This window comes from Microbacterium testaceum, assembly GCF_003075375.1.
Taxonomy (GTDB): Bacteria; Actinomycetota; Actinomycetes; order Actinomycetales; family Microbacteriaceae; genus Microbacterium; species Microbacterium testaceum_E.
In genome coordinates this window covers 18,045-42,996 of record NZ_QDFT01000014.1, presented here as the reverse complement: position 1 = coordinate 42,996, position 24,952 = coordinate 18,045, and the positions used below count along the sequence as shown (strand labels likewise).

Annotated in this window: 23 protein-coding genes and 3 tRNA genes; 19 read left to right on the top strand and 7 right to left on the bottom strand. The window is 70.9% G+C overall.

Features of this window, described 5'->3' with window-relative positions:
• The first annotated feature begins 41 nt into the window (after positions 1-41).
• Positions 42-1,625, top strand: coding sequence for an AMP-binding protein (locus DC432_RS07630; RefSeq protein ID WP_116537354.1), 1,584 nt, complete (start codon positions 42-44; stop codon positions 1,623-1,625).
• 152 nt (positions 1,626-1,777) lie between these two features.
• Here DC432_RS07630 and DC432_RS07625 read toward each other — a convergent pair whose 3' ends face one another.
• From DC432_RS07625 to DC432_RS07610, 4 genes are all read right to left on the bottom strand, one after another.
• Positions 1,778-3,838 (bottom strand): MDR family MFS transporter, encoded by a 2,061-nt coding sequence (locus DC432_RS07625; RefSeq protein WP_243393066.1) that lies wholly within the window; start codon positions 3,836-3,838, stop codon positions 1,778-1,780.
• A gap of 352 nt (positions 3,839-4,190) precedes the next feature.
• Positions 4,191-4,263: transfer RNA gene (locus tag DC432_RS07620), tRNA-Phe, on the bottom strand.
• 64 nt (positions 4,264-4,327) lie between these two features.
• Positions 4,328-4,401: transfer RNA gene (locus tag DC432_RS07615), tRNA-Asp, on the bottom strand.
• A 30-nt stretch (positions 4,402-4,431) separates the two neighbouring features.
• Positions 4,432-4,504 (bottom strand) — tRNA-Glu (locus tag DC432_RS07610).
• A gap of 213 nt (positions 4,505-4,717) precedes the next feature.
• Between DC432_RS07610 and DC432_RS07605 the strand changes: the two genes are divergently transcribed.
• On the top strand, positions 4,718-6,151 hold the full coding sequence (locus tag DC432_RS07605; protein WP_116537353.1) for a peptidoglycan DD-metalloendopeptidase family protein: 1,434 nt from the start codon (positions 4,718-4,720) through the stop codon (positions 6,149-6,151).
• Positions 6,152-6,211: 60 nt separating this feature from the next.
• On the opposite strand, the gene DC432_RS07600 is transcribed toward DC432_RS07605, so the two are convergent.
• The gene (locus DC432_RS07600; RefSeq protein WP_116537352.1) at positions 6,212-6,745 is read right to left on the bottom strand and encodes an inorganic diphosphatase; all 534 of its coding nucleotides are present in this window, start codon (positions 6,743-6,745) and stop codon (positions 6,212-6,214) included.
• Between the two features lie 105 nt (positions 6,746-6,850).
• Between DC432_RS07600 and tilS the strand changes: the two genes are divergently transcribed.
• Entirely contained in the window at positions 6,851-7,849 is a 999-nt protein-coding gene (tilS, locus tag DC432_RS07595) for a tRNA lysidine(34) synthetase TilS (RefSeq protein ID WP_116537351.1), read from the top strand.
• 7 nt (positions 7,850-7,856) lie between these two features.
• Here the strand turns inward: tilS and DC432_RS07590 are convergent, their stop codons facing one another.
• Complete coding sequence (locus DC432_RS07590) at positions 7,857-9,155, bottom strand: MFS transporter (RefSeq protein WP_116537350.1); 1,299 nt, start codon at positions 9,153-9,155, stop codon at positions 7,857-7,859.
• Between the two features lie 105 nt (positions 9,156-9,260).
• Between DC432_RS07590 and hpt the strand changes: the two genes are divergently transcribed.
• From hpt to lysS, 12 genes are all read left to right on the top strand, one after another.
• Positions 9,261-9,812 (top strand): hypoxanthine phosphoribosyltransferase, encoded by a 552-nt coding sequence (hpt, locus tag DC432_RS07585; RefSeq protein ID WP_108318754.1) that lies wholly within the window; start codon positions 9,261-9,263, stop codon positions 9,810-9,812.
• Positions 9,813-9,946: 134 nt separating this feature from the next.
• Positions 9,947-11,950, top strand: a complete 2,004-nt coding sequence (gene ftsH, locus DC432_RS07580; protein ID WP_116537349.1) for an ATP-dependent zinc metalloprotease FtsH — start codon at positions 9,947-9,949, stop codon at positions 11,948-11,950.
• Positions 11,951-11,956: 6 nt separating this feature from the next.
• Complete coding sequence (folE, locus tag DC432_RS07575) at positions 11,957-12,544, top strand: GTP cyclohydrolase I (protein WP_116537348.1); 588 nt, start codon at positions 11,957-11,959, stop codon at positions 12,542-12,544.
• Entirely contained in the window at positions 12,541-13,332 is a 792-nt protein-coding gene (gene folP / locus DC432_RS07570; RefSeq protein WP_116537347.1) for a dihydropteroate synthase, read from the top strand. The genes folE and folP overlap by 4 nt, the downstream gene beginning before the upstream one ends.
• Entirely contained in the window at positions 13,332-13,700 is a 369-nt protein-coding gene (gene folB, locus DC432_RS07565; protein WP_116537346.1) for a dihydroneopterin aldolase, read from the top strand. The genes folP and folB overlap by 1 nt, the downstream gene beginning before the upstream one ends.
• A complete protein-coding gene (folK, locus tag DC432_RS07560; RefSeq protein ID WP_116537345.1) occupies positions 13,697-14,215 on the top strand; it encodes a 2-amino-4-hydroxy-6-hydroxymethyldihydropteridine diphosphokinase in 519 nt (172 codons plus the stop codon). The genes folB and folK overlap by 4 nt, the downstream gene beginning before the upstream one ends.
• The gene (locus DC432_RS07555; RefSeq protein ID WP_116537344.1) at positions 14,212-14,697 is read left to right on the top strand and encodes a DUF3180 family protein; all 486 of its coding nucleotides are present in this window, start codon (positions 14,212-14,214) and stop codon (positions 14,695-14,697) included. The genes folK and DC432_RS07555 overlap by 4 nt, the downstream gene beginning before the upstream one ends.
• 34 nt (positions 14,698-14,731) lie before the next feature.
• Positions 14,732-15,346, top strand: a complete 615-nt coding sequence (locus DC432_RS07550; protein ID WP_431739676.1) for a PH domain-containing protein — start codon at positions 14,732-14,734, stop codon at positions 15,344-15,346.
• Positions 15,343-16,911, top strand: coding sequence for a PH domain-containing protein (locus DC432_RS07545; protein ID WP_243393065.1), 1,569 nt, complete (start codon positions 15,343-15,345; stop codon positions 16,909-16,911). The genes DC432_RS07550 and DC432_RS07545 overlap by 4 nt, the downstream gene beginning before the upstream one ends.
• The gene (locus DC432_RS07540; protein WP_108318342.1) at positions 16,908-17,627 is read left to right on the top strand and encodes a DUF2520 domain-containing protein; all 720 of its coding nucleotides are present in this window, start codon (positions 16,908-16,910) and stop codon (positions 17,625-17,627) included. Before DC432_RS07545 ends, DC432_RS07540 begins: the two co-directional genes overlap by 4 nt.
• On the top strand, positions 17,624-18,478 hold the full coding sequence (gene panC / locus DC432_RS07535) for a pantoate--beta-alanine ligase (RefSeq protein ID WP_116537343.1): 855 nt from the start codon (positions 17,624-17,626) through the stop codon (positions 18,476-18,478). Before DC432_RS07540 ends, panC begins: the two co-directional genes overlap by 4 nt.
• A 99-nt stretch (positions 18,479-18,577) precedes the next feature.
• Complete coding sequence (gene lysS, locus DC432_RS07530) at positions 18,578-20,098, top strand: lysine--tRNA ligase (protein WP_116537342.1); 1,521 nt, start codon at positions 18,578-18,580, stop codon at positions 20,096-20,098.
• Here the strand turns inward: lysS and DC432_RS07525 are convergent.
• Entirely contained in the window at positions 20,049-21,197 is a 1,149-nt protein-coding gene (locus DC432_RS07525) for a DUF4192 family protein (protein ID WP_165801217.1), read from the bottom strand. The genes lysS and DC432_RS07525 overlap by 50 nt on opposite strands.
• A 133-nt stretch (positions 21,198-21,330) precedes the next feature.
• Here DC432_RS07525 and DC432_RS07520 point away from each other — a divergent pair, with 133 nt between their 5' ends.
• The 4 genes from DC432_RS07520 to DC432_RS07505 all read left to right on the top strand — a co-directional run bounded on the left by DC432_RS07520 (position 21,331) and on the right by DC432_RS07505 (position 24,849).
• Positions 21,331-21,528 (top strand): hypothetical protein, encoded by a 198-nt coding sequence (locus DC432_RS07520; protein ID WP_108318032.1) that lies wholly within the window; start codon positions 21,331-21,333, stop codon positions 21,526-21,528.
• Positions 21,529-21,590: 62 nt separating this feature from the next.
• Entirely contained in the window at positions 21,591-23,057 is a 1,467-nt protein-coding gene (gene cls / locus DC432_RS07515; protein WP_116537340.1) for a cardiolipin synthase, read from the top strand.
• Positions 23,058-23,133: 76 nt separating this feature from the next.
• Complete coding sequence (locus DC432_RS07510; RefSeq protein ID WP_116537339.1) at positions 23,134-23,853, top strand: hypothetical protein; 720 nt, start codon at positions 23,134-23,136, stop codon at positions 23,851-23,853.
• Positions 23,854-23,934: 81 nt separating this feature from the next.
• Entirely contained in the window at positions 23,935-24,849 is a 915-nt protein-coding gene (locus DC432_RS07505) for a hypothetical protein (protein WP_116537338.1), read from the top strand.
• Positions 24,850-24,952 lie beyond the last annotated feature (103 nt).

Here is a 24,952-nt window from a genome sequence, read left to right as displayed (position 1 = left end):
CACGGCGACGACGCCGCCCGCGTTTTCGAGGGAGAGAACCCGTGTTCCACAGCCCGTACCCGAGTATCGAGATCCCCGACCAGAGCATCTACGACTACCTCTTCGCCTCGCTCGACGAGCCCGACCTCGACCGCGTCGCCCTGGTCGACCCCTCCAGCGGCGCCGAGACGACCTACCGCACGCTGCGCGCCCACGTCGACGCGTTCGCGGGCGCGCTCGCCGCGCGCGAGGTGGGGGTCGGCTCGGTCGTGGCGATGCTGTGCCCGAACGTCCCGGCCTTCGCGACGGTGTTCCACGGCATCCTGCGGGCGGGGGCGTCGATCACGACGATCAACTCGCTCTACACCGCGCACGAGATCGAGAACCAGCTGAGGGATGCCGCCGCCACCTGGCTCGTGACCGTCTCGCCCCTGCTGCCCCAGGCGTCGGCCGCGGCGCAGGCGGCGGGCATCGCCGACGACCACGTCATCGTGCTCGACGGCGCCGAGGGTCACCCCGACCTGCGCGCGCTGCTCGGCGAGGGACGCACACCGCCCGAGGTGTCGTTCGACCCGGCCACCCACGTGGCCGTGCTGCCGTACTCGTCGGGGACGACGGGCGTGCCCAAGGGCGTGATGCTGTCGCACCGCAACTTGGTCGCCAACGTGCACCAGTGCCGACCGATCATCGAGATCACGCCCGATGACCGCGTCCTCGCGGTGCTGCCGTTCTTCCACATCTACGGCATGACGGTGCTGCTCAACCTCGCGCTGCGTCAGCGCGCGACGCTCGTGACCATGCCGCGGTTCGACCTGATGGAGTTCCTGCGCGTCGTGCAGGATCACCGCTGCACGTTCCTGTTCATCGCGCCGCCGATCGCGGTCGCCCTCGCCAAGCACCCCGCCGTGGACGGTTTCGACCTCTCGAGCGTGCAAAGCGTGTTCTCGGGAGCGGCTCCGCTCGACGGCGAGACGGCCGAGACCGCGGGCCGGCGCATCGGGGCGCGGTTCTACCAGGGCTACGGCATGAGCGAGCTCAGCCCCGTGTCGCACGCCATCCCGGCGGACTCGGGCTTTCCGGTCAGCTCGGTCGGCGTACTCATCCCCGGCTGCGACGCCAAGCTCGTCGACCCCGAGACGGGGGCCGAGCTCGAGCAGCACGGCGACGACGGTCTGACCCCTCCCGGCGAGATCTGGGTGCGCGGGCCCAACGTCATGCTCGGCTACCTCAACCGCCCCGACGCCACCGCCGAGACGCTGGATGCCGACGGGTTCCTGCACACCGGCGACATCGGCGTGCACCACGTCGACGGCTACTTCACGATCGTCGACCGGCTCAAGGAGCTCATCAAGTACCACGGCTATCAGATCGCCCCGGCCGAGCTCGAGGCCCTGCTGCTGTCGCACCCGAAGATCCAGGATGCCGCGGTCATCGGCGTCCGCGACGACGAGGGCGAAGAGATCCCCAAGGCCTTCGTCGTAGCCGCACCCGACGCCGGCCTCACCGCCGAGGACGTCATGACGTTCGTCGCCGGTCATGTCGCCCCGCACAAGAAGGTGCGACGCGTCGAGTTCATCGAGGTCGTGCCGAAGTCGACGTCGGGCAAGATCCTGCGCAAGGACCTGCGCGCGCGCGAGGCCGTATGAGAACGCCGAAGGGCGGGGCGTCGTCGTGACGGCCCCGCCCTTCGGCGTCTCAGCATCCCCCTCGTCCCACTTTTGGCGGTGTGTGTCCCACTTCTGGTCGGTTGGAGCCCTGTCGGCCGACCAAAAGTGGGACATGGATGCCGGATGCGTCCTCAGGGGGTGAGCAGGGCGCCGGTCTGCGCGGCGGCCTCGTCGGCGGCGGTCTCCTCGTCCTTCTTGGTACGACGCTCGTCGGCGGCCTCTTGCAGCGCCGACTTGGCGCGCAGCGGAGGCGTGCGGAAGAACAGCGCCAGCACGAAGGCGAGCAGCACCACGCCCATCGCCGTCCAATAGACCGTCGTCGCGGACGAGTTGAAGCCCACGAGGAACGGTTTGGTCAGTCGCGCGTCGGCGCCGACCAGGAACGAGGTGTCGTCCAGCGTCGAGCCGCCCACAGCGGTGCCGCCGTCGCCCGAGGTGAAGCGGTCGGTCAGGGTCGTCGCGACCTGGTCCACGAAGGCGGCGCGGTCACCGGCGTTCGAGAAGTCCAGGCTCACGGATCCGTCCGAGCCGACGCGAGCGACGGGGACCTGCTGCTGGATCTGCGCGGCCGCCGCCGAGGTCGCCTGCGCGATCGCGGCCTGGGTCGCCTGCGCCTGCGCGGCGGCCGGGAGCTGCCCGGCGGCGACCTGCGCGGCCACGGCCTGGGTCGCGGCATCCCGAGCCTGCTGCACACCCTGCTGGACCTGCTGGGTCACCGCGTCCTCGGTCTGCGTCACGATCGGGGTGTAGATCGCGTCCATGATCTTCTGGTTCGCGGGAGCCGACGAGACAGTCGGATCGAAGGCCGCGTCGAGGGCGTCGGTGAGGGTGCCGCGGTCCGAGAAGGAGCCGATGATGTTCGAGGGCATCAAGGTGAACAGCAGCGACAGCAGCACCGCGGTGCCGAGGGTTCCACCGATCTGACGGAAGAACGTCGATCCGCTGGTGGCCACGCCCATGTCGCGCACGCCCACGGAGTTCTGGCTCGCGATCGTCAGCGTCTGCATGAGCTGACCCAGGCCCAGGCCGATCACGAGCATGGCGATCGCGACGTGCCAGTAGGGGCTGTCGTACTGCAGGAACGTCAGCAGGAAGAAGCCCAGCGACATCAGTGCGGTGCCGAGGATCGGGAACATGCGGTAGCGGCCGGTGCGCGCGATGATCTGACCGCTCGCGATCGACGCGATCATCAGGCCCAGGATCATCGGCAGCATCTCGAAGCCGCTCTCGGTCGGCGTCGAGCCGAGCACGAGCTGCAGGTAGAGCGGCAGGGTCAGCATCGCGCCGAACATGCCGAAGCCCACGAGCACGCCGATGATCGTGGCCATCGAGAAGGTGGGGGAGCGGAAGAGCTTCAGCGGGATGAGCGCGTCATCCTTCATCTTGGTCTCGGCGATGACGAAGGCCAGGATGCCGAGGGCCCCGACGACGTAGCAGGCGAGGGCGATGGGCGAACCCCAGCCCCACTCGCGTCCCTGCTCGGCGACGAGCAGCAGCGGCACGAGGGCGACGATGACGGTCGTCGCGCCCCACCAGTCGATGCGCACAGAGCGGCGCGGCTGCTGCGGGATGTGCAGGAACCGCCAGACGATCGCCAGCGCCGCGATGCCGATCGGGACGTTGATGAGGAACACCCAGCGCCAGCCGGTGATGAAGAGGATCTCGCTCGCGCCGGCGAAGATGCCGCCGACGAGGGGGCCGATGACGCTCGAGATGCCGAATACAGCGAGGAAGTAGCCCTGGTACTTGGCGCGTTCGCGCGGGGCGAGGATGTCGCCCATGATGGCCAACGGCATCGACATCAGGCCACCGGCACCGAGGCCCTGGATCGCGCGGAACGCGGCCAGCTCGGCCATCGACGTCGAGAAGCTCGCGAGCACCGAGCCGACGATGAAGATGACGATGGCGATGAGGAACAGCGGACGCCGACCGAAGATGTCGGAGAGCTTGCCGTAGATGGGCGTCGAGATCGTCGAGACGATCAGGTACGCGGTCGTGACCCACGCCTGCAGGCTCAGCCCCTGCAGGTCGTCGCCGATCGTGCGGATCGAGGTGCCGACGATCGTCTGGTCGAGCGCGGACAGGAACATGCCGGCCATGAGGCCGAAGATCACGAACATGATCATGCGGTGCGTCATGACCGTGTCGGTGGTGCCGGTGTGCGCGCGCCGGCTGCGGGTGATGTCTGACATCTGTCCTCATCGAGAAAGGCGAGGCTCGGTCGCGTGGGCCGGGCGTCAAGTATTTGCTGAAAGTCAACAAATAGTAGCGCTGTCCGGTTGCGCGGCGTAACCACCGGCCGCTGTGCGAACGCTATGCGCGCGTCGCGGGGCGCGCGTCGGGCGTGCGCGCGGTCACGAGAACAGGGCGGTGTATCTCACACAGGGCGATTGCGCCGCAAGCGGCCTGATCTGGTCGCGCATCCTGTTCTCGTGACAGGAAGGGCGGGGGATGCCGACGCAGAGCGGCGTCCGGCAAAAGCAAAACCCCCGCCATGTAGAAGCTAGGCGAGGGTTTCTGGGATCACTGTAATGATGATCCGTGTGGCTCCGACGGGCGTCGATCCCGTGACCTCACGATTTTCAGTCGTGCGCTCTACCAACTGAGCTACAGAGCCGAGCGGCATGTCTGCCGCTTCCTAAGCGAAAGGCCTTCTCGAAAGAAGGCCCGTCGCTGTGGAGCGACCCTGACGGGACTTGAACCCGCGACCTCCGCCGTGACAGGGCGGCACGCTAACCAACTGCGCTACAGGGCCATGCATTTTCAATTGTACTTCACCGGAAAGTGACCCCAACGGGATTCGAACCCGTGCTACCGCCGTGAAAGGGCGGCGTCCTAGGCCGCTAAACGATGGGGCCGGATGAGCCTGAAACCTTGCGATTTCATCCTCGCTTGCCGACGACCGAGCCTACTTCACATCTTTCGAGATTGCCAATCGGGGGCGTGGCGTTCTGTCGTCCGCGCGTGTCGCGGTCCAGAATCAGTAGTTAACAGCGGGACTCGCCCTGTTGTCCGTGTGACTCGTGTTGCTACTGTGGGCCGAGTTGCGACCGGTGAGATGAGGTAGTCCCGTGACGCTCGAGCGCCCCGAACAGACAGACGACTGCGGCTGCGCGCCCACTGCGAGTGAGCAGCGGCGCCTGTGGCCCACCTTCGACCGACGCCACGCGCTGAAGCTCGGCGCTCTGGGCGCCGTGGCCCTCGGTGCGTTCGGGGGAGCGGCATCCGGAGTCTTCTCCCCGGCCGCCGCTGCCGACTACCCCTCGTGGGCCGACGTCGAAGCCGCCAAGGCGAACGAGGCGGCCAAGGCCGGCGAGATCTCGCGCATCCAGGGCCTGATCGCGGGGCTGCAGTCCGAGGTCGCCCGCACGCAGGCCGAGGTGCAGGCGCGCTCCGACGAGTACTTCGCCGCCCAGCAGGCCTACCAGGACGCCGACTACCGCGCGCAGCTGCTGCGCCAGCAGGCCGACGCCGAGGCGGCCAAGGCGACCGACGCCGCCAACAAGGCGGGCAAGGTCGCCGCCCAGCTCTACCGTTCGGGGGGTGACGACACCTCGCTCAATCTCTTCTTCGCCGGTTCGGCCGCGAGCGCCGACGACCTGCTCGCCAAGCTCGGCACGATGGACAAGCTGCTCGAGCGCAACCGCTCGGTGTACGCCGCGGCCGTGTCGGCGCGCGACAGCGCCAAGAACCTGAGCAGCCAGGCCGACGATGCGACCGCCGAGCGCGAGCGTCTGCGCGTGACCGCCGAAGAGAAGATGCAGGCCGCTCAGCAGGCCGCTCAGGCCGCGCAAGAGGCCCTCGCGGCGCAGCAGGCCAACCAGGCCGTGCTCGAGGCGCAGCTCGCCGCTCTGCAGGACACCACGGCCAAGACCGTCGCCGAGTATCAGGCCGGGGTCGAGGCCGAGCGCAAGGCCCGCGAGGAGCGCGAGCGTCGCGCCCGCGAAGAGGCCGCCGCCCGTGACGCCGCCGAGCGCGCGCGCCGCGAGCAGGAGGCCCGCGACCGGCAGGCCGCGGCTGCCTCCAACAGCGGCGGCGGTGGTGGTGGCGGCGGCGGCGGCGGTGGCGGCGGAAGCGTCAGCGGCGGCGGCTGGGCGCGTCCGTCCTCGGCCTACACGTCGTCGGGCTACGGCCCCCGCTCCGGGCAGTGCAACTCCAGCTACTGCGCGAGCACCTGGCACCTGGGTCTGGACTTCGGCGCGAGCTGCTGGTCGCCGATCTACGCCGCGGCCGCGGGTCGCGTGACGTACGCCGGTGTCAACGGCGGCTTCGGCAACTACATCCGCATCCAGCACGACGACGGGTCGGGCACCGGCTACGGCCACATCGTCAACGGCGGGATCTACGTGTCGTACGGCCAGCGCGTCGAGGCCGGGCAGCAGATCGCCGCGACCGGACAGACCGGTAACTCCTTCGGATGCCACCTGCACTTCGAGGTCTACCCTCCCGGCGGCGGCACGACCGACCCCGCTCCGTGGCTGCGCGCCCGCGGCGTCTCGGTCTGATCGAGAGCACGAGAAAACCCCCGGTCCACGGACCGGGGGTTTCTTCGTCTGCGCGGCAGGTCAGAGCGTGTTGGGCGCTTCGCCCTCACCCTGCGTGCGGGTCTGCTCGTCGTGCTCCTCGAAGCGCGTGAAGGCCTCGGCAACCAGACGCTCGGCCTCGGCGGCATCCGCCCACTCGTCGACCTTGACCCACTTGTTGGGCTCGAGGTCCTTGTAGTGCTCGAAGAAGTGCGAGATCTCCTTCTTGGTCCACTCGTCGATGTCGCCGACGTCCTGGATGTGGTCCCAGCGGGGGTCCTTCGCGAGCACCGCGACGACCTTGTCGTCGCCGCCGGCCTCGTCGCTCATCTTGAGCACGCCGACCGGGCGCACCTTGGCGAGGATGCCGGGGTGCAGGTCGCGGTCGAGCAGCACGAGCACGTCGAGCGGGTCGCCGTCCTCGCCGAGGGTGTTCTCGAAGAAGCCGTAGTTGGCCGGGTAGCCGAAGACCGTGTAGAGAATGCGGTCGAGGTAGACGCGGCCGGTGCCGTGGTCGACCTCGTACTTCACGCGGCTGCCGCGGGGGATCTCGATGACGGCGTCGTACGCGCCCATACTCGTGCTCCTTAGATCTGTGGATTTCCGCGGCCCAGCCTAGTCGGAGAGGCCTGGCGGCGAGAGGCGCGGCGACACGCGGGGGCCCGCCGCTAGCGTGGAGGGATGGATCACCGCCCGGGCCTGGACCCCGCCGTCGCCGAGGTGCGCCGCGCCGTGCGCACGGCGCTCGACGGACGTACGGGAGCGGTCATCGTGGCGCTCTCGGGCGGAGCCGACTCGCTCGCCCTCCTGGCGGCGACCGCGTTCGAGGCGGGGCGGGCCGGCATCCGGGTCGAAGCCGTCGTCGTCGATCACGGTCTGCAGCGGGGATCGGATGCCGTGGCCGCGCGGGCCGTCGAGACGGCGCGTGGGCGCGGCATCGACGCGCGGGTCGTGACGGTCGAGGTCGCGGTGAAGGACGGTCCCGAGGCCGATGCACGTACCGCGCGGTACGCCGCACTCGCGCGGGTGGCGTCCGAGACCGGCGCCGATGCGGTCCTGCTGGGGCATACGCTCGACGACCAGGCCGAGACCGTGCTGCTGGGTCTCGCGCGCGGGTCGGGCGCGACGAGCCTCGCCGGCATGCCGACCGAGCGGCGGGATGCCACCGGCCCGGCCTGGGTGCGACCGCTGCTGGCCGTGCGCCGCTCGACGACCGTCGCGGCGTGCGCCGCCGAGGGGCTCGCGCCGTGGTCGGACCCCCACAACGTCGATCCCGCGTTCACGCGCGTGCGGGTGCGCGAGCGCGTGCTGCCGGTGCTCGAGGCCGAGCTCGGGCCGGGCGTGGCCGAGGCTCTCGCGCGCACCGCCGAGCAGTTGCGCGAGGATGCCGCGGCCTTCCAGGACATGATCGACGAGACGATCGAGGACATCGTCGAGCACGCCGAGGCGGGGATCTCGATCTCGGTCGCCGCCCTCGCGGCCAACCCCGCGGCACTGCGCAACCGGATCGTGCGATACGTCGTCGAGAGCGAGTTCGGCGTCTCGCTGACGCGCGCGCAGACCCTCGAGGTCGCCCGTCTCGCCGTCGACTGGCGCGGGCAGGGCCCGATCGACCTGCCGTCGTGCGTCGCGCGGCGGGTGGGCAACCGCATCGAGATCGTGGCGCGCGAGCGCGGCTGAGGCGGGGTTATGCGGCGACGCGGCGGTGGCGGGACTCGACCAGCGCCATCGCGGTGATCGACACCAGCGCGACGATCGCCAACCCGATCGTGAGCAGCGCCAGTCCGTCGAAAAGAAGCCACTCGGCGAACACCCCGCCCAGCACGTTGCCCAGCAGGTAGCCGGCGCCGACCACGACGGAGTACGCGCCCATGATCAGCCCGCGGTCGTCGCGGAACTCCGCCGAGATGTCGCTCAGGTGCGTCAGGGCGGCCGGGGTGAAGCCGGCCTCGAGGAACACCCCCACCATGACCAGCGGAACGGCGACGAACCAGGGGGCGCCGCGGTTGGCCAGCATCAGGCCGACCGAGGCGATCAGCGCGCCCGACACGGTGACGAAGAGCACCGGGACGGTGGGGAGGCGTCCGATGAAGAACGCCCATGCGACGATGCACAGGCTGAAGAACAGCACGTAGACCCCGAGCACGAGCGACAGCCCCGCCTCATCGCCGCGGAACGCCCCGGGGAAGAGCTGCCCGTCCGCCCGCACGTCACCGGCCAGGACGAAGGTGATCTGCGACGTCACCCACGTGCCCAGGATCGCGTTCACCGCGATCCACGCCGGAAGGAACGCCAGCAGCCGCGGCTGCACGAGTACGCGGAGGCGATCCGGGAGCGACGCGCGGGAGGGAGGGGTCCGGGAGACCGTCGCCGGCCGCAGGAACGCCAGCACCAGCAGCGCGGCCACGACATAGACCGCGGCGAGGGCGACGAACGTCCAGAGCCCGAGCGCGCCGTAGAGCAGCGGTCCCGCGACAGCGCCCAGGGCGATCCCGCCCGACGATGACAGCTCGTAGAGGCTCGTCACCCGCCCGCGGCGTCGGGGGTCGCCGTCGCTCGCGTCGGCGAGGAGCCCGAGTGTCGTGGGCGCCGAGATCGCCGCTCCCGCGCCGTCGAGCAGCCGCGACGTGCCGACGATGACAACGACGAGAGCGATCGACGGTGCCGTCGCGATGAGCGACGCTCCGGGCGTCAGCAGGATGCCGACCGCGGCGAGCAGCGGCGCCGCGACGAGGAAGACACGGCGTCCGCGCCGATCGCTCGCCGACCCCGCGACCGGTGCGAGCACCAGCTCGGCGAGGAAGCTCACACCCGACAGGATGCCGAGCAGCAGCGGCCCCACCGACGCCCCCTGTCGGGAGAGCTCGACGAAGTAGGACCCCAGCGCGAGCGCGCCCGCGGCCGACGCGGTCCGCAGCAACAGCTGCGCCACGATGACGGCGCCGGTGCCGCGCGTGCGCGCCGTGGACGACGGGGTGGAGGTCATCTGTTCCCTTCCGGCTGAGCTACGGAGGCCGACGCTACCCGCTCGCGGAGGCGCTCGGCCGGACCGGGGCGCGGCATCCGGAATCCGGCGACGTAGACTTCTCCAATGCGCGCGGCCGACATCTCCGACGACATCAGCGAAGTCCTCCTCACCGAGGAGCAGATCCACGGCAAGCTCGCCGAACTGGCGACGCAGGTCGTCGCCGACTACGAGGGCCGCGAGGTCGTGCTCGTGGGCGTGCTCAAGGGGGCGGTCATGGTCATGGCCGACTTCGCCCGTCACCTGCCCGTCCACGTCTCGATGGACTGGATGGCCGTGTCGTCGTACGGCGCGTCCACCCGCTCGAGCGGTGTGGTGCAGATCCGTAAAGACCTCGACACCGACATCACCGGCAAGCACGTGCTGATCGTCGAGGACATCATCGACTCGGGCCTGACCCTCAGCTGGCTGCTCGAGAACTTCGCCTCGCGCGGGGCCGCCTCGGTCGAGGTGCTCGCGCTGCTGCGCAAGCCCGACGCCATGAAGGTCGAGGTCGACTGCCGGTACGTCGGTTTCGACATCCCCAACGACTTCGTGATCGGCTACGGACTCGACTACGCCGAGCGCTACCGCAACCTGCGCGACGTGGCCGTGCTCGCGCCCCACGTCTACTCCTGACGCGTGCCGCCGGGGGCGCGGCATCCGTTCCCCGTACGCCCTCGACGAACGCACAGGCCCGGCATAGTCCTGCCGCGTTAGCCTGATGCGACCGCATTCTGCGGAGGATCACGAAAGGGCTGGGCTCGCCCACCATGAATTTCAAGAAGATCACGCGAAATCCGATCGTCTACGTTCTGCTGGTCGGTCTGCTTCTGGTCATCGGTTTCTCCCTCATGTCCAACCTGAGCGGACCCCGCCAGGTGTCGACCAAAGAGGGCCTCGAGCTGCTCAAGGGCGGCACGGTCACCCAGGTCGTGACGAACGACCCCGATCAGCGCGTCGACCTGAAGCTCTCCGCGCCCTTCGAGGGCGCGAACGACGTGCAGTTCTACTTCGGCCAGGCCCGCGCCGACGAGGTCGCCAGCGCGATCGACGCCGCGGCCCCCTCGGACGGCTTCAACGACGTCGTGCCCAAGCCCAGCTGGTTCGACGGGCTCATCGGACTGCTGCTGCCCCTGATCCTGCTCGGCCTGCTGTTCTGGTGGCTGCTCTCGAGCGCGCAGGGCGGCGGCAGCAAGGTCATGCAGTTCGGCAAGTCGCGCGCCAAGCTCGTCACCAAAGAGACGCCCACCGTGACCTTCCAAGACGTGGCCGGCTCCGATGAGGCGATCGAGGAGCTCGACGAGATCAAGGAGTTCCTCAAGGACCCCAAGAAGTTCGAAGAGGTCGGCGCCCGCATCCCGAAGGGCGTGCTGCTGTACGGCCCTCCCGGAACCGGTAAGACCCTGCTGGCTCGCGCCGTCGCGGGCGAGGCGGGCGTGCCGTTCTACTCGATCTCGGGTTCGGACTTCGTCGAGATGTTCGTCGGCGTCGGCGCGAGCCGCGTTCGCGACCTGTTCAACCAGGCCAAAGAGAGCTCGCCGGCCATCATCTTCATCGACGAGATCGACGCCGTCGGTCGCCACCGCGGCGCCGGCATGGGCGGCGGTCACGACGAGCGCGAGCAGACGCTCAACCAGATGCTCGTCGAGATGGACGGCTTCGACCCCAAGGTCAACGTCATCGTCATCGCGGCGACCAACCGCCCCGACATCCTCGACCCCGCCCTGCTGCGTCCCGGCCGTTTCGACCGTCAGATCGGCGTCGACGCGCCCGACCTCAAGGGTCGTCAGCGCATCCTCGAGGTGCACGGCCGCGGCAAGCCCCTGTCGGACTCGGTCGACCTCGAGGTCGTCGCGCGCAAGACGCCCGGCTTCACCGGCGCAGACCTCGCCAACGTCCTGAACGAGGCCGCGCTTTTGACCGCCCGCTCCAACGCGCAGCTGATCGACAACCGCGCGCTCGACGAGGCGATCGACCGCGTCATCGCCGGCCCCCAGCGGCGCACGCGCGTGATGAAGGACAAAGAGAAGCTCATCACGGCCTACCACGAGGGCGGTCACGCGCTCGCGGCGGCGGCGATGAACCACACCGACCCCGTCACGAAGGTCACGATCCTTCCGCGCGGCAAGGCGCTGGGCTACACGATGGTGCTGCCGCTCGACGACAAGTACTCCGTCACCCGCAACGAGCTGCAGGACCAGCTGACCTACGCCATGGGCGGTCGCGTCGCCGAAGAGATCGTCTTCCACGACCCGACCACGGGTGCGTCCAACGACATCGAGAAGGCGACGAGCATCGCCCGCAAGATGGTCACCGAGTACGGCATGACCAACGAGGTCGGCCCGGTCAAGCTCGGCTCGTCGTCGGGCGAGGTCTTCATGGGCCGCGACATGGGCCACGGCCGCGACTTCTCGGAGCGCATCGCCGAGCGCGTCGACGCCCAGGTGCGCGCGCTCATCGAGCAGGCGCACAACGAGGCGTACCAGGTCATCAACGACAACCGCGAGGTGCTCGACCGCCTGGCCCTGGCCCTGCTCGAGAAAGAGACGCTCGACCACCTCGAGCTCGCCGAGATCTTCAAGGACGTCAAGCGCCTGACGCCGCGCCCGCAGTGGCTGTCGTCGGGCGACCGTCCCGTCTCGACGCTGCCTCCGGTCGACGTGCCCCGGCGCCCGCAGCACGCCGGCGTCGCGGCGGCGACCGAGGCCGAGGCGCAGGCCGCGCCCGCGGCGCAGCCCCGTCCGAGCGGACAGACGCGCCCGGCCACCGCCTGAGGCGCCGTGGCCGTCGATCGAGAACGCGTCGCCGCGCTGGTACGCGAGCTGCTGGAGGCGATCGGGGAGGACCCCGATCGCCCCGGTCTGCGTCAGACCCCGGTGCGCGTCGCGGACAGCTGGGCCGAGTTCTTCTCGGGAGTGAACCAGGATGCCGGTGCCCCGCTCGCCCACACCATCTCGGTGTCGCGGGGGCCGGCGCCCGACACCCTGCCCTCCGGGGCGGTGATGCTGCGCGACATCGCGTTCCGCTCGATGTGCGAGCACCACCTGCTCCCCTTCCGCGGCCGCGCCCACGTGGCGTACCTGCCGGGCGAAGAGGTGGTGGGTCTCGGGGCGCTGCCGCGCGTCATCGACATCCTCGCGGCGCGCCCGCAGGTGCAGGAGCGCCTCGGTGAGCAGGTGGCCGACGCGATCGCGACGGCCCTGGACGCCCGCGGCGTGCTCGTGGTCCTGGATGCCACGCACGAGTGCGTCACGATGCGGGGCGGTCGTCAACCCGACGCCTCGACCGTGACCATCGCCGCGCGGGGCGTCTACGCCGAGCCGGTCGCCCGCGCCGAGCTGGTCGCCCTCATCGGAGCGCGCGCGTGACCCTGATCATGGGGATCGTGAACGTCACCCCCGACTCCTTCAGCGACGGCGGTCGCTACCTCGACCCCGACGTCGCGATCGCCCATGCGCGCCTCCTGCGCGCGCAGGGCGCCGATCTTCTCGACATCGGCGGAGAGTCGACGCGTCCGGGTGCTCAGCGGGTCGCACCCCGCGTGGAGCAGCAGCGCGTCCTGCCGGTCGTCGAGGCGCTGGCATCCGAGGGGGCCTTCGTCAGCATCGACACGATGAACGCCGCCACCGCGGTCGCCGCGGTGCGCGCCGGTGCGCGCCTGGTCAACGACGTGTCGGGCGGGCTCGCCGACCCCGACATGCTCACGGCCATGGCCGAGACCGGTGCCGACATCGCTCTGGGCCACTGGCGCGGCCCGTCCGCCGAGATGTACGCCCGCGCCGACTACGCCGACGTCGCCCGCGAGGTGGCCGACGAGCTCGACGAGCGCGTCGCCGCCGCCGCGGACGCGGGCATCGACGCGTTCCGCATCGTCGTCGACCCGGGCATCGGCTTCGGCAAGCGCGGCGCGCAGAACTGGCAGACGCTCCGCGCGCTTCCGGCCCTCACCGCCCGCGGGCACCGCGTGCTCGTCGGCACGAGCCGCAAGCGCTTCCTCGCCGAGACGCTCGGCGAGGACGTCGACCTCGCCCGCCGCGATCTGGCCACCGCCGTGACGAGTGCTCTGGCCGCCGGAGCCGGCGCGTGGGCCGTGCGCGTGCACGATGTACCGACCACCCGCGACGCTCTCGCCGTCGCCCGCGCCTGGGAGTCCTGATGGATGCCGCCGACCGAATCACCCTGACGGGGGTGCGCGCCTTCGGCTATCACGGGGTGTACCCCGACGAGAAGCGCGAGGGCCAGGAGTTCGTCGTCGACGCCGTGCTGGAGCTCTCGTTGCGCCGCGCCGCCGAGACCGACGACGTCGTCGACACCGTGCACTACGGCGAGCTCGCCGAGCGCCTGGTCGCCGTCGTCGAGGGGGAGCCGGTCGACCTGCTCGAGACGCTCGCCCAGCGCCTCGCCGACGACGTGATGAGCGACACCCGGATCGACGCGGTCACCATCACGGTGCACAAGCCGCAGGCTCCGATCACCGTGCCGTTCGGCGACGTGTCGGTCACCATCGCCCGGGGGCGCTCGTGAGCGTCCGGCTGGCGCACGGCATCGGCGAGGCGCCGAGATCGACGCCGGTGCGCGCCGTGGTCGCCCTCGGTGCGAACCTGGGCGAGCGCGCCGCCACCCTCGAGGCGGCGTTCGACGAGCTGCGCCACCTCGCGCTGACCTCGGACGTGCGGGTGTCGACGCCTCTCGAGACGATCGCGGTGACGCTCGACGGCGAGGACGAGGATGCGCCCCGCTACCTCAACGCCGTCGCGGTGCTGCGGACCCGCCTGGCCCCGGCCGAACTGCTCGCGTCGCTGCACCGCATCGAGGCGCGCCACGGCCGTGTGCGCCGCGAGCGCTGGGGCGACCGCACCCTCGACCTCGACCTGATCGCCTACGGAGACGAGGTGATCCGGCGCGACGACCTGGTCGTTCCGCATCCGCGCGCTCACGAGCGCGCGTTCGTCCTCGCGCCGTGGGCGGATGTGGATCCGGATGCCGAGATCCCCGGCCGCGGGCGCGTCGTCGACCTGCTCGAAGGGCTCCGGCGATGAAGCGGACGGGGGCCGGCATCCTGATCATCGCCCTCGTGATCGGCGCGGTGGTCGGGTTCGTCGTCGACACGATGCTCACCGCGATGGGACGGACGACCTTCTCGCCGGCGGCGAGCCTGCCCACGATCCTGGTGCTGCTGGGGGCCGTGGTGGTGGTGCTCGCGATCCCGATCTTCCGCGCCTCGCGGGGGCGCAGCGGTCAGCGCATCGACCCCTTCCGGGCACTGCGCATCGCGATGCTCGCGAAGGCCTCGTCGCTGCTGGGCGCCGTCGCGGCCGGATTCGCGGCCGGTCTGCTGGGGTTCCTGCTGACCCGACCGGTGACGCCGTCGATAGGCTCGATGGGATCGATCATCGCGACACTCGCGGCCGGCGCCGTGCTGGTCGTGGCGGGACTCGTGGCCGAGCAGCTGTGCACCATCCGGAAGGACGACGATGACGACACCCCCGGGAACACCCCCGCCGGACCCGTCGGGGCCTGAGCCGGACGCCGGCGTTCCGCCGGTGGCGGGTACCGTGCCGGGCGCCGGCGCTCCTCTCGTGGCGGGTGCCGTGCCGGACGGGGCTGCTCCGTCCGTGGCGGGTGCGGCGCCGGACGCGGGTGCGCTCGGGACGCGGACGTACGACCGGATCCTCGAACCGCGCTCGCCGCGCCGCTTGCCCCTGGGCGACGGGACGTGGCACCAGCTGGCGCGCGCGTACGTGCGGGTGCAGCTCATCACGCAGGGCGCGGTGCTGCTGGCCGTGCTCGCCGTCGCCGTGATCGTCCAGACCTGGACCGGGTTCGTCTGGCACTGGATTCCCGCGGGCGTGGTCCTGTCGGTGACGCTCGTGGGGCTGCTCATTACTCCGCGTCAGGCGCGTTCCTTTGGCTACCAGCTGCGGCGGGACGACCTGGTGTTCCGCCGCGGCATCCTGTGGCAGCGCGTGGTCGCCGTTCCGTACGGGCGCATGCAGCTCGTCGACATCACCCACGGACCGCTCGACCGCGGCTTCGGCATCGCGCAGCTCAAGCTCGTGACCGCCGCGGCGGCGTCGGGTGTGACCATCCCGGGTCTGACGCAGGAGGCGGTCGAGCAGCTGCGCGACACCCTGGTCGCCGTGGCCGAGACGCGCCGGACGGGCCTGTGAGCGATCCGGCCGCCGGCACCGGTGCGCCGCCGCGCGCCGTCGTGCGCTCGCCGTACAGCGACGGCGAGTGGCACCGCCTGCACCCGCTGACGCCGCTGCTGCGCGGGGGACTGACGCTGCTCGTCGTGATCGGTGTGATCGTGGCGAACCTGCGCGAGCGCCTGATCGAGCTGTTCTTCCCCGTCTTCACCGACCTGCCGCCGGGGGAGTTGCCGCCCGACCCCGTCGATTTCCTGTTCGCGAACAACCTGATCCTCATCGCCGGCGGGATCACCCTCGGGGTGCTCGTCGTGCTGCTCGTGCTGTTCCGCCTGTCGTGGAGGTTCCACACTCTGCGCATCGGCGACGACGACGTCGAGGTCCGCTCCGGGGTGCTGTTCCGCACGCATCGGCGGGCGCCGCTCGACCGCGTCCAGGGCGTCAACCTGACGCGCCCGATGATCGCGCGACTGCTCGGTCTGGCCAAGCTCGAGGTCGTCGGCGCGGGCCTGGACGCGAACGTCCGGCTCGAATACCTCTCGGGCAAGGATGCCGAGGCCATCCGCGGCGACATCCTGCGCCTCGCGTCGGGCCGGCGACTGGCCGAGGCGCGGGCGAAGGACGGCGAACGCGGGTCGCTCGTGCGCCAGGCGGCGGATGCCGTGGGCTCGGGGCTGCAGCAGCTCGTCGACGGTGAGGATTTCGGCGACGCGGAGCCCGAGACCATTGTCCGCATCCCGATCGGCCGTCTCGTGGCATCCCGTGTCCTGAGCGGATCGACGCTCGTCCTCATCGCCCTGGTGGGGGGTATCGCGGTGGCCGCCTCGGTCTCGACGCTGTGGCTGCTCTTCACCGTCGTCCCCATGTTCCTGGCGTTCGGTGCGTACTACGTGCGGTCCATTGCGCGGGGGCTGCGCTACTCGATCGCGCCGACCCCCGACGGGGTGCGCGTCACGTTCGGGCTGTTCACGACGGTGTCCGAGGTCGTTCCCCCGGGGCGGGTGCACGCGATAGAGGTGCATCAGCCGCTGCTGTGGCGTCCGTTCGGATGGTGGGCCGTCTCGGTCAACCGTTTGTCGGGTCGCTCGTCGACGGACACCAGCACCGACCAGTTCGCCGCCGTCCTGCCCATCGGCACGCGCGACGACGTCGAACGCGTGCTCCGGATCCTCGCCCCGGGTCTGTCGGCCGAGGAATGGACACTCGTGTTCCGGGACGGCATCCTGGGTCCGGTGGACGACGATCCCTACACGACCACCCCGGCTCGTGCGCGGTGGCTGCGGCCGCTGTCGTGGCGGCGCAACGGCGCCCTCGTGACGGCCGATGCCCTGCTGCTGCGCCACGGATGGGTGCGGCGCTCGCTCAGCATCCTGCCCCTCGCCCGCCTGCAGTCGGTCGGGATCCATCAGGGCCCGGTGGCGCGGGCCCTGGGCACGGCGACGGTCGTCGGCCACGTGATCGCCGGGAGCGTGCAGACCGCGGTGGGTGCACTCGACCGCGATGACGCCGTCGCGCTCTTCGAGAAGACGGCGCACGCGGCCGTCGTCGCGGCGGCGGGCGACCGCAGCCACCGGTGGGCCGGATGAGCGGCCGCGACGGACGTCTGGGCGTCGGCGTCATCGGCGCGGGCCGGGTGGGGCCCGTCATCGGTGCGGCCCTCGCGGGAGCCGGGCACGCGCTCACCGGCATCACCTCGGGATCGGACGACGACCGCGTCGAGGCCATCCTGCCGGGACTGCCCGTCCTCGCCGCCGACGAGGTGGTGCGCCGCAGCGAGCTCGTGGTCATCGCCGTCCCGCACGATGAGATCCCGGGGCTCGTGGCAGGGCTGGCCGACCTCGGCGCCTGGCAGCCCGGGCAGCTGGTGCTGCACACCGATGCGGGGTACGGGGCGCGCGTGCTCGACCCGGCGGCTTTGCGCGGGGCGATCCCCCTCGCGATCCACCCGGCCATCTCGTTCACGGGAGCGTCGTCCGTCGACCTGCGACAGCTCGCCCAGGCGTACGCCGCCGTCACCGCCCCGGGGCCGGTGCTGCCGATCGCGCAGGCCCTCGCCGTCGAGCTCGGGTGCGAACCGGTGGTCGTCGCCGAAGAGGACCGGCCGACGTACGCCGAGGCCATCGCGACGGCGACGGAGTTCTCGCGCTCGATCGTGCGGCAGAGCTCCGAGCTGCTGACGCGTGTCGGCGTCGACAACCCCGGCGGGTACCTCTCGGCCCTCGTCCGCTCCACCGTCGACCAGGCCCTCGCCGAGGGAGCCGGCCGGAGCGTGCGTGACGGCGACGCTACGATCGACGGATGATCCGCACCCTCGACGATCTGCGCACTCGACTCGGCGAGATCCGCGGCGCGGACCGACCCACCGACCGTCCGCGCGTCGCGCTCGTCTCGACGCTGGGTGCGCTGCACGACGGCCACGTCGACCTCATCCGCGAGGCGCGCGAGCGCGCCGACATCGTCGTCGTCTCGACGTTCGTCAACCCGCTGCGCTTCCGCACGGCCGATGAGACCGCCGCCTACCCGCGCTCGCCCGAGGCGGACGCGCGCGTGCTCGACGAGCTGGGCGTCGACGTGGTCTTCGCCCCGTCCGCGGCGGAATTCCTGCCCGCGGGCACGGCCACCACGCGGGTGTCGGCGGGTGACGTGGGCCTGCGGTACGAGGGACGGGTGCGCCCGTTCTACTTCGACGGCGTCCTCACCGTCGAGGCCAAGCTCTTCCACCTGATCGCGCCGGACGTGGTCGTCTACGGGGAGCGCGATCCGCAGCGCATCTTCTTGGTGCGACGCATGGTGCGCGATCTCGACTTCGCCGTCGAGGTCGTCTCGGTCCCGACCGTGCGCACCGAGGACGGTCTGCCGATCTCGAGTCGCGTCGCCCTGCTCGACGAGGCGGATCGCCGCGCCGCTGCCAAGCTTCCGCGCGCGCTCGAGGCGGCGGCATCCAATGCGGACATGGGCGTCGACGCCTGCATCGCCGCCGCGCAATCGTCGCTGATGGGCGAGCAGCGCATCTCGCTGGAGTACCTCAGCGTGGTCGATCCCGCCACGTTCCTGCCCGTCGACGAGGGCCACCACGGCCGGGCTCTGGCGCTGATCGCCGCGACCGTGGGTGGGCACCGCTTCATCGACAACGCCGAGATCTCGCTGCGCTGAGGCGGAGCCGGGGCGGCGCCGGCCGATCGGGCGGGGGTGCGCGCCGCGGAGCGCTCGGACGCGCCGAATAGAATGGGCGAGACCCCGAGGAGCTTGACGATGACCGACGCGCCCGCGAACGACGCCGCCGAACCCACCGAAGACGAGGTCTTCGAGCAGAAGGCGGTGCGACTGGCCAAGCGCGAGCGTCTGCTCGCCGAGCGCGTCGACGCCGCCGGTGGCGCCTACCCGGTCTCGGTGCCGATCACCACCACCATCCCCGAGCTGCGCTCCCGCTTCGGCGACCTCGAGGCCGGGGCCGAGACGGGCGAGACGGCGGGTGTCGCCGGACGCGTGGTGTTCAGCCGCAACACCGGCAAGCTGTGCTTCGCCTCGCTGCAGGCCGGCGACGGCAGCCGGATCCAGGCGATGGTGTCGCTCGCCAACGTGGGCGACGAGTCGCTGCAGGCGTGGAAGGAGCTCGTCGACCTGGGCGACCACGTATTCGTCTCGGGCGAGGTGATCTCGAGCCGTCGCGGCGAGCTGTCGATCATGGTGAGCGAGTGGACGATCGCGGCGAAGGCCGTGCTGCCCCTGCCCAACCTGCACTCCGAGCTGAGCGAAGAGAGCCGCGTCCGCAGCCGCTTCCTCGACCTCATCGTGCGCGACCGCGCCCGTGAGACGGTCCTGGCCCGCGCCAAGGTCAACGCGAGTCTGCGCCGCACCTTCACCGAGCGCGACTTCGTCGAGGTCGAGACGCCGATGCTGCAGGTGCAGCACGGCGGCGCGAGCGCCCGTCCGTTCACGACCCACTCGAACGCCTTCGACACCGAGCTGTACCTGCGCATCGCCCCCGAGCTCTTCCTCAAGCGCGCGGTCGTGGGCGGCATCGACCGCGTCTACGAGATCAACCGCAACTTCCGCAACGAGGGCGCCGACTCCACGCACAGCCCCGAGTTCGCCATGCTCGAGGCCTACCAGGCCTACACCGACTACAACGGCATCGCCGACCTGACGCAGACCCTGATCCAGGATGCCGCGATCGCCGTCGCCGGTTCGACCACCGTCACGTGGGCGGACGGCACCGAGTACGACCTCGGCGGCGACTGGGACCGCATCTCGATGTACGACTCCCTGTCGGCGGCGTCCGGGCGCGAGATCACCCCGCAGACCCCGGTCGAGGAGCTGCGCGCGTTCGGCGCCGAGCAGGGCGTGGACGCACCCCCGCACGAGACGCACGGCAAGTGGGTCGAGGAACTGTGGGAGCACTTCGTCAAGGGCGGGCTGACGCGTCCCACCTTCGTCATGGACTTCCCCGTCGACACCAGCCCCTTGGTGCGCGAGCACCGCTCCATCGAGGGCGTCGTGGAGAAGTGGGACCTCTACGTCCGCGGCTTCGAGCTGGCCACGGGGTACTCCGAGCTGGTCGACCCCGTGATCCAGCGTCACCGCTTCACCGAGCAGGCCAAGCTCGCCGCGCGCGGCGACGACGAGGCCATGCCGATCGACGAGGAGTTCCTGCGTGCTCTCGAGCACGGCATGCCGCCCACGGGCGGCATGGGCATGGGGATCGACCGCCTGCTGATGGCGATCACCGGGCTCGGAATCCGCGAGACGATCCTGTTCCCGCTGGTGAAGTAGGGCGTTCGTACACCCACTCCGGCAGCTGTCCGGCCGACACCAGCGTGAGCACGATCTCGCTGAGACCGTGCCGTGCGTCGATGCGCAGGGCCCGTTCGGCGTAGGTGGCAGCGTGACTGGCGCGGCCGCCCGCCCACGCGAGCCACGCGCAGGCCGCGAGAGGTCCGGGTCGACGGTCCTCCGGCGTGAGCGCGGCCACCCGCCGGCACGCGTCGAGGCCGGCACGCAGTCGCGACGGGTCGGGCAGGGCGCCCTCGCCGTACAGGGGACGCGCGAGATCCGGAGGGATCGGCGTGCCGGTGCGGTACTCCGTCTGCGCGTGCAGGACGGCATCTCCCGTCGGGAGATCCGTGGCCCACTGCACCAGGGCGACGTCGCGCAGGGCCGGGCGCTCGAGGCAGAAGCCGAGGGCCGCCAGGTGGCCCAGACCGAGCTGGTCGGTCGGCGTCGACGCGATCCGTTCGAACAGCGCCGGCGGATCGCCGATCCCGGCCACGGCCTCGTCGATCCGGGCGCGACGCGCGGGGCCCACGCGTCGCCGCGCGGAGGTGCGGTGCAGCGCGACTTCGACATCGTCGAGGAGTCGGCCGAACGCGCGGGCCGACTCGGCGTCGACGTCGGGCAGGGCCGCGGCGGACGTCTGATCGGGGTGCACCTCGACGCCGTCGACGGTCGGCGCCGGGTGAGCCGCGATCTCGGCGAGCGGGTGGATCGCCGCCGGCTCGAAGAAGCTGGCCCACCCGTCCGCGCCGACCACGAGGGCGTCGACAAGGCGTAAGCCGCAGATCTGCGCGCGGGAGCGCACGGCATCCACGAATCCGAGATGCGGCAGCCCCGCCGCGAGCGGGGCGTCCGCGTAGACGACGATCGCGACACCGTCGGTGCGGCGCACCTTGCAGGCCATGCCGATGACGGTCGAGGCCAGCCCGTCTTCGGCGGCGTCGCCCTCGGGCGGCAGGTCCACGCGCATAGCCCCGAGGGACTGGTTGCCGTCGAAGGGCACGATGACGAGGCTCTGCCGGGGCGTGCATTCGAGCAGGTGGGGGACGACGGACAGGAACGCGGACGACGAGGTGGCGCGGACGATGGTGGTGGTCATGGGTCGAGAATGGCCGCACCGCCGTATCGTGCGCGGAGCCCGATAGCTCGACGGTGGATGACTTCGCCGCTCGACCGGGTGGGGAGGAGTCGTCCGGGGCGGGCGCCCAGACACCGCGGGTATCCTTGAGGGCATGGACGAGACCTGGACCGCGATGCTGTGGGCGATTCTGCCGACCCTCGTCGTGTCGGTCGTGTTCTTCTTCATCCTCCGCAACGTCATCCGCATGGACCGCACCGAGCGCAAGGCCTACGCCCGCATCGAGGCGCAGGAGCGCGCCAAGCGCGGCCTCCCGCCCGCGGCTCCCGCCGGCGACGGCTCCGCGAACTGACGACCGCGACCTCTGTCCGAGGTCGTCGCTACGCTGGGTGCACAACCCGCCCAGGAGGATCCGTGTTCACCGCCACGTTCGACGCGAGCTGGCTCGTCATCACGCTCTTCGTGGTCGACCTCGTGGTGCGCATCGCCGCGATCATCATCGTGCCGCGCAATCGCCGCCCCACCGCCGCCATGGCCTGGCTGCTCGCGATCTACTTCATCCCGTTCGTCGGCGTCCTGCTCTTCCTGCTCATCGGAAACCCGCGCCTGCCGCGCAAGCGCCGCCGCAAGCAGGCCGACATCAACCACTACATCCACGACACGAGTGCGTCGCTCGATTTCGGCACGCTGCGGCCGAACGCCCCCCAGTGGTTCCGCTCTCTCGTGCAGCTCAACCGCAACCTGGGGGCCATGCCCATCGCGGGCGACAACGCCGCGACCCTCATCGCCGACTACCAGCAGAGCCTGGATGCCATGGCCGACGCGATCCGCCAGGCGAAACGGTACGTGCACGTCGAGTTCTACATCCTGCAGACCGACGACTCGACCGACAACTTCTTCCGCGCGCTCGAAGAGGCGGCGGAGCGCGGCGTGGTCGTGCGTGTGCTCCTCGATCACTGGGCCAACCGCGGCAAGCCCCGCTACAAGCAGACCCTGCGGCGCCTGGACGCGATGGGGGCGCACTGGCACCTCATGCTGCCCGTTCAGCCGCTGCGCGGGCGCTACCAGCGTCCCGACCTGCGCAACCACCGCAAGCTCCTCGTCATCGACGGCGACGTGGCCTACATGGGCTCGCAGAACGTCACGGACTCGTCGTACAACCTGCGCCGCAACATCCGCCGCGGCCTGCACTGGGTCGACCTGATGGTGCGGGTCGAGGGCCCCGTCGTCGCGAGCATCAACGCGGTCTTCCTCTCGGACTGGTACAGCGAGACCGACGAGACCCTCACCGACGAGATCGACCTGTTCTCGGTCACGTCCGGCCCGGGCGACCTCGACTGCCAGATCGTGCCGTCGGGCCCCGGCTTCGACTTTCAGAACAACCTCAAGCTGTTCCTCGGCCTGCTCTTCGCGGCGCAGAAGCGCATCATCATCGTCAGCCCGTACTTCATCCCCGACGAGGCACTGCTGCTGGCCATCACGACCGCCTGTCAGCGCGGGGTGCACGTCGAGCTCTTCGTGTCCGAAGAGGGCGACCAGGCGATGGTCTACCACGCGCAGCGCAGCTACTACGAAGCCCTGCTACGCGCGGGGGTCATCATCTGGATGTACCGCAAGCCGTTCATCCTGCACAGCAAGAGCGTCACGATCGACGACGAGGTCGCGGTCATCGGCTCGAGCAACATGGACATGAGGTCGTTCGGTCTCAACCTCGAGGTCTCGATGCTGGTGCGGGGCGAGGAGTTCGTCCGCGACATGCGCGCCGTCGAGCACACCTACCGCACCCTCAGCCGCCAGCTCACGATCGAGGAGTGGCGCCGCCAGCCGTTGCGCTCCACGATCCTCGACAACCTCGCGCGCCTCACCTCCGCGCTGCAGTGATCCGGCGCGGCGTTCGCCGTCGGCATCCAGGATTCTTCGGCATCATGGATGCCGAACCCGCCCCCCGGAGGTCCGCATGTCCCGTCACCGCCTGACCCTCATCGGCCTGCTCGGCGCGAGCCTGCTCGCCGCCGGCGCCCTCACCGGCTGCGCCTCGGGAGCGGCCTCCGCCCCTTCATCGTCGACACCGGATGCCGTCACCTCGGCCCCGGGCGCCGACATCGCGGCCGCGTGGGTCGACGCCGGTCGCGCGATCGCGGTCGTGACGTACGGCAGCTCGTCGTGCGTTCCCGTGGTCGAGGGTGAGCCGACCGTCGCGAACGGCGTGGTCACCGTGACCCTGGCGGACGCGCAGCGCGACGCGTGCACGCGCGACATGGCGCCTCGCGCCACGCTCGTGCCCCTTCCGGCGGGGGTGGATGCGGCGCAGCCGCTCGCCGTCACCGTGTCGGGTGCTGTCGAGGGCAAGACGCGTCTGGACGCCCTCGCGAGCGTCCCCGCCGCGCCGACCGATCTGACCGCCAGCGCCGGCTGGGTCGACCGTTCGATGGTGGCGATCGTGACGTACGGCAGCTCGGGGTGCGTGCCGACGGTCGAGTCGGTGACCTCGCAGGGCGAGACCGTCGAGGTGCAGTTCGCCACGCCGCCGGCCGACCAGATCTGCACGATGGACTTCGCGCCCCGGGTCACCCTGGCCGACATCGGCCGCGAGGCGGGTCAGGGCGAGGTGTCGCTCGTGCTCTCCGGCGGCGGGGTGCAGGTCGCCGATCCGGTACCCGTGCTCGGAACCCGCTGACCGCTCCTCCCCACGGGGCCGTTCTGCACCGGATGTCCTGCGGCGCGCGCCGCCCTGGAGGAAGTGGTCCAGCATGCGGGGATGGCGGTCGGATCGTTTCCCCCGGAGCTCGGCTCCCGTTTCAGTGTCGGCGCGGCTCGTCGGTCGGGCGTGACGGCCGGGCGGCTCCGCTCCGCTGAGCTGCGTCGTCCGTTCCACGGCGTACGAGAAGTGGATGCCGAGGAGCCACGCACTCATCTCGATCTGATGCTCGCGTACGCCACGCGGATGTCCCCGCACGCGTTCTTCAGTCACGGCAGCGCGGCGACGGCGTGGAACCTCCCCCTTCCCACGGCGCTTCGGCTCGACCAGGTGCACGTGTCGGTCGCGCAGCCCCGCCGCGCTCCCGACGGCCGTGGCGTGCGGGGACACTCCCTGAGTGCCGAATCGGTTTCGGTGCGAGAGCACCCGGTTCACGGCATCCGTCTCACCTCGCCGGCGACCACGTGGGTGCACCTCGCCCCGGACATCGACCACCCCTACGACCTGGTCGCCCTCGGCGACGCCATCGTCCGCCGGCCGCAGCATCGGCGGGACCCCGAAGCTCTCGGATCGCTCGACCTGCTCGAGGCCGCCGTCGCGGCATCCCGTCGACACGGCGCCCGCGCCTTGCGCGCGGCTCTCGACCGGGTGCGCGACGGCTCCTCATCGCGACCCGAGTCGTGGACGCGACTGCTGCTCGTGGACGCGGGGCTGCCGGAGCCGCGCCCGGCTCACGTCGTGCGCGCGTCGGATGGATCGTTCGTCGCGCGCCTCGACCTCGCGTACCCGGATCAACGTGTCGGAATCGAGTACGAGGGCGAGCATCACCTGCGCGACCGGCGGCAGTGGCAGCGGGACCTGCGCCGCTACGAGCTGCTCGCCGACCTCGGGTGGCGCGTCGTGCGCATCACCTCGTTGGACGTCTTCACCGATCCGGGTCCCTTCCTCGCCCGTGTCGGGCGGCTGTTGGGGTGACGCCGCGGGCTCACGCGCTGCTTCGGTGGCGCTGAAGTGTCGTGGGAGTTCTTCATCGGTGCCATTTGGTGCCGATGAAGGCGGCGTTGCGGGGGCGCGGCGC

What these genes read in the sequence shown, in the direction of transcription:
- DC432_RS07510 (WP_116537339.1), top strand. Translation starts at nt 23,134, where the DNA reads ATGTCCCGTCACCGCCTGACCCTCATCGGCCTGCTCGGCGCGAGCCTG.
- DC432_RS07520 (WP_108318032.1), top strand. Translation starts at nt 21,331, where the DNA reads ATGGACGAGACCTGGACCGCGATGCTGTGGGCGATTCTGCCGACCCTC.
- ftsH (WP_116537349.1), top strand. Translation starts at nt 9,947, where the DNA reads ATGAATTTCAAGAAGATCACGCGAAATCCGATCGTCTACGTTCTGCTG.
- lysS (WP_116537342.1), top strand. Translation starts at nt 18,578, where the DNA reads ATGACCGACGCGCCCGCGAACGACGCCGCCGAACCCACCGAAGACGAG.
- hpt (WP_108318754.1), top strand. Translation starts at nt 9,261, where the DNA reads ATGCGCGCGGCCGACATCTCCGACGACATCAGCGAAGTCCTCCTCACC.
- folB (WP_116537346.1), top strand. Translation starts at nt 13,332, where the DNA reads ATGGATGCCGCCGACCGAATCACCCTGACGGGGGTGCGCGCCTTCGGC.
- DC432_RS07625 (WP_243393066.1), bottom strand. Translation starts at nt 3,838, where the DNA reads ATGTCAGACATCACCCGCAGCCGGCGCGCGCACACCGGCACCACCGAC.
- DC432_RS07555 (WP_116537344.1), top strand. Translation starts at nt 14,212, where the DNA reads ATGAAGCGGACGGGGGCCGGCATCCTGATCATCGCCCTCGTGATCGGC.
- DC432_RS07540 (WP_108318342.1), top strand. Translation starts at nt 16,908, where the DNA reads ATGAGCGGCCGCGACGGACGTCTGGGCGTCGGCGTCATCGGCGCGGGC.
- DC432_RS07525 (WP_165801217.1), bottom strand. Translation starts at nt 21,197, where the DNA reads ATGACCACCACCATCGTCCGCGCCACCTCGTCGTCCGCGTTCCTGTCC.
- DC432_RS07600 (WP_116537352.1), bottom strand. Translation starts at nt 6,745, where the DNA reads ATGGGCGCGTACGACGCCGTCATCGAGATCCCCCGCGGCAGCCGCGTG.
- DC432_RS07590 (WP_116537350.1), bottom strand. Translation starts at nt 9,155, where the DNA reads ATGACCTCCACCCCGTCGTCCACGGCGCGCACGCGCGGCACCGGCGCC.
- DC432_RS07505 (WP_116537338.1), top strand. Translation starts at nt 23,935, where the DNA reads ATGGCGGTCGGATCGTTTCCCCCGGAGCTCGGCTCCCGTTTCAGTGTC.
- tilS (WP_116537351.1), top strand. Translation starts at nt 6,851, where the DNA reads ATGGATCACCGCCCGGGCCTGGACCCCGCCGTCGCCGAGGTGCGCCGC.
- panC (WP_116537343.1), top strand. Translation starts at nt 17,624, where the DNA reads ATGATCCGCACCCTCGACGATCTGCGCACTCGACTCGGCGAGATCCGC.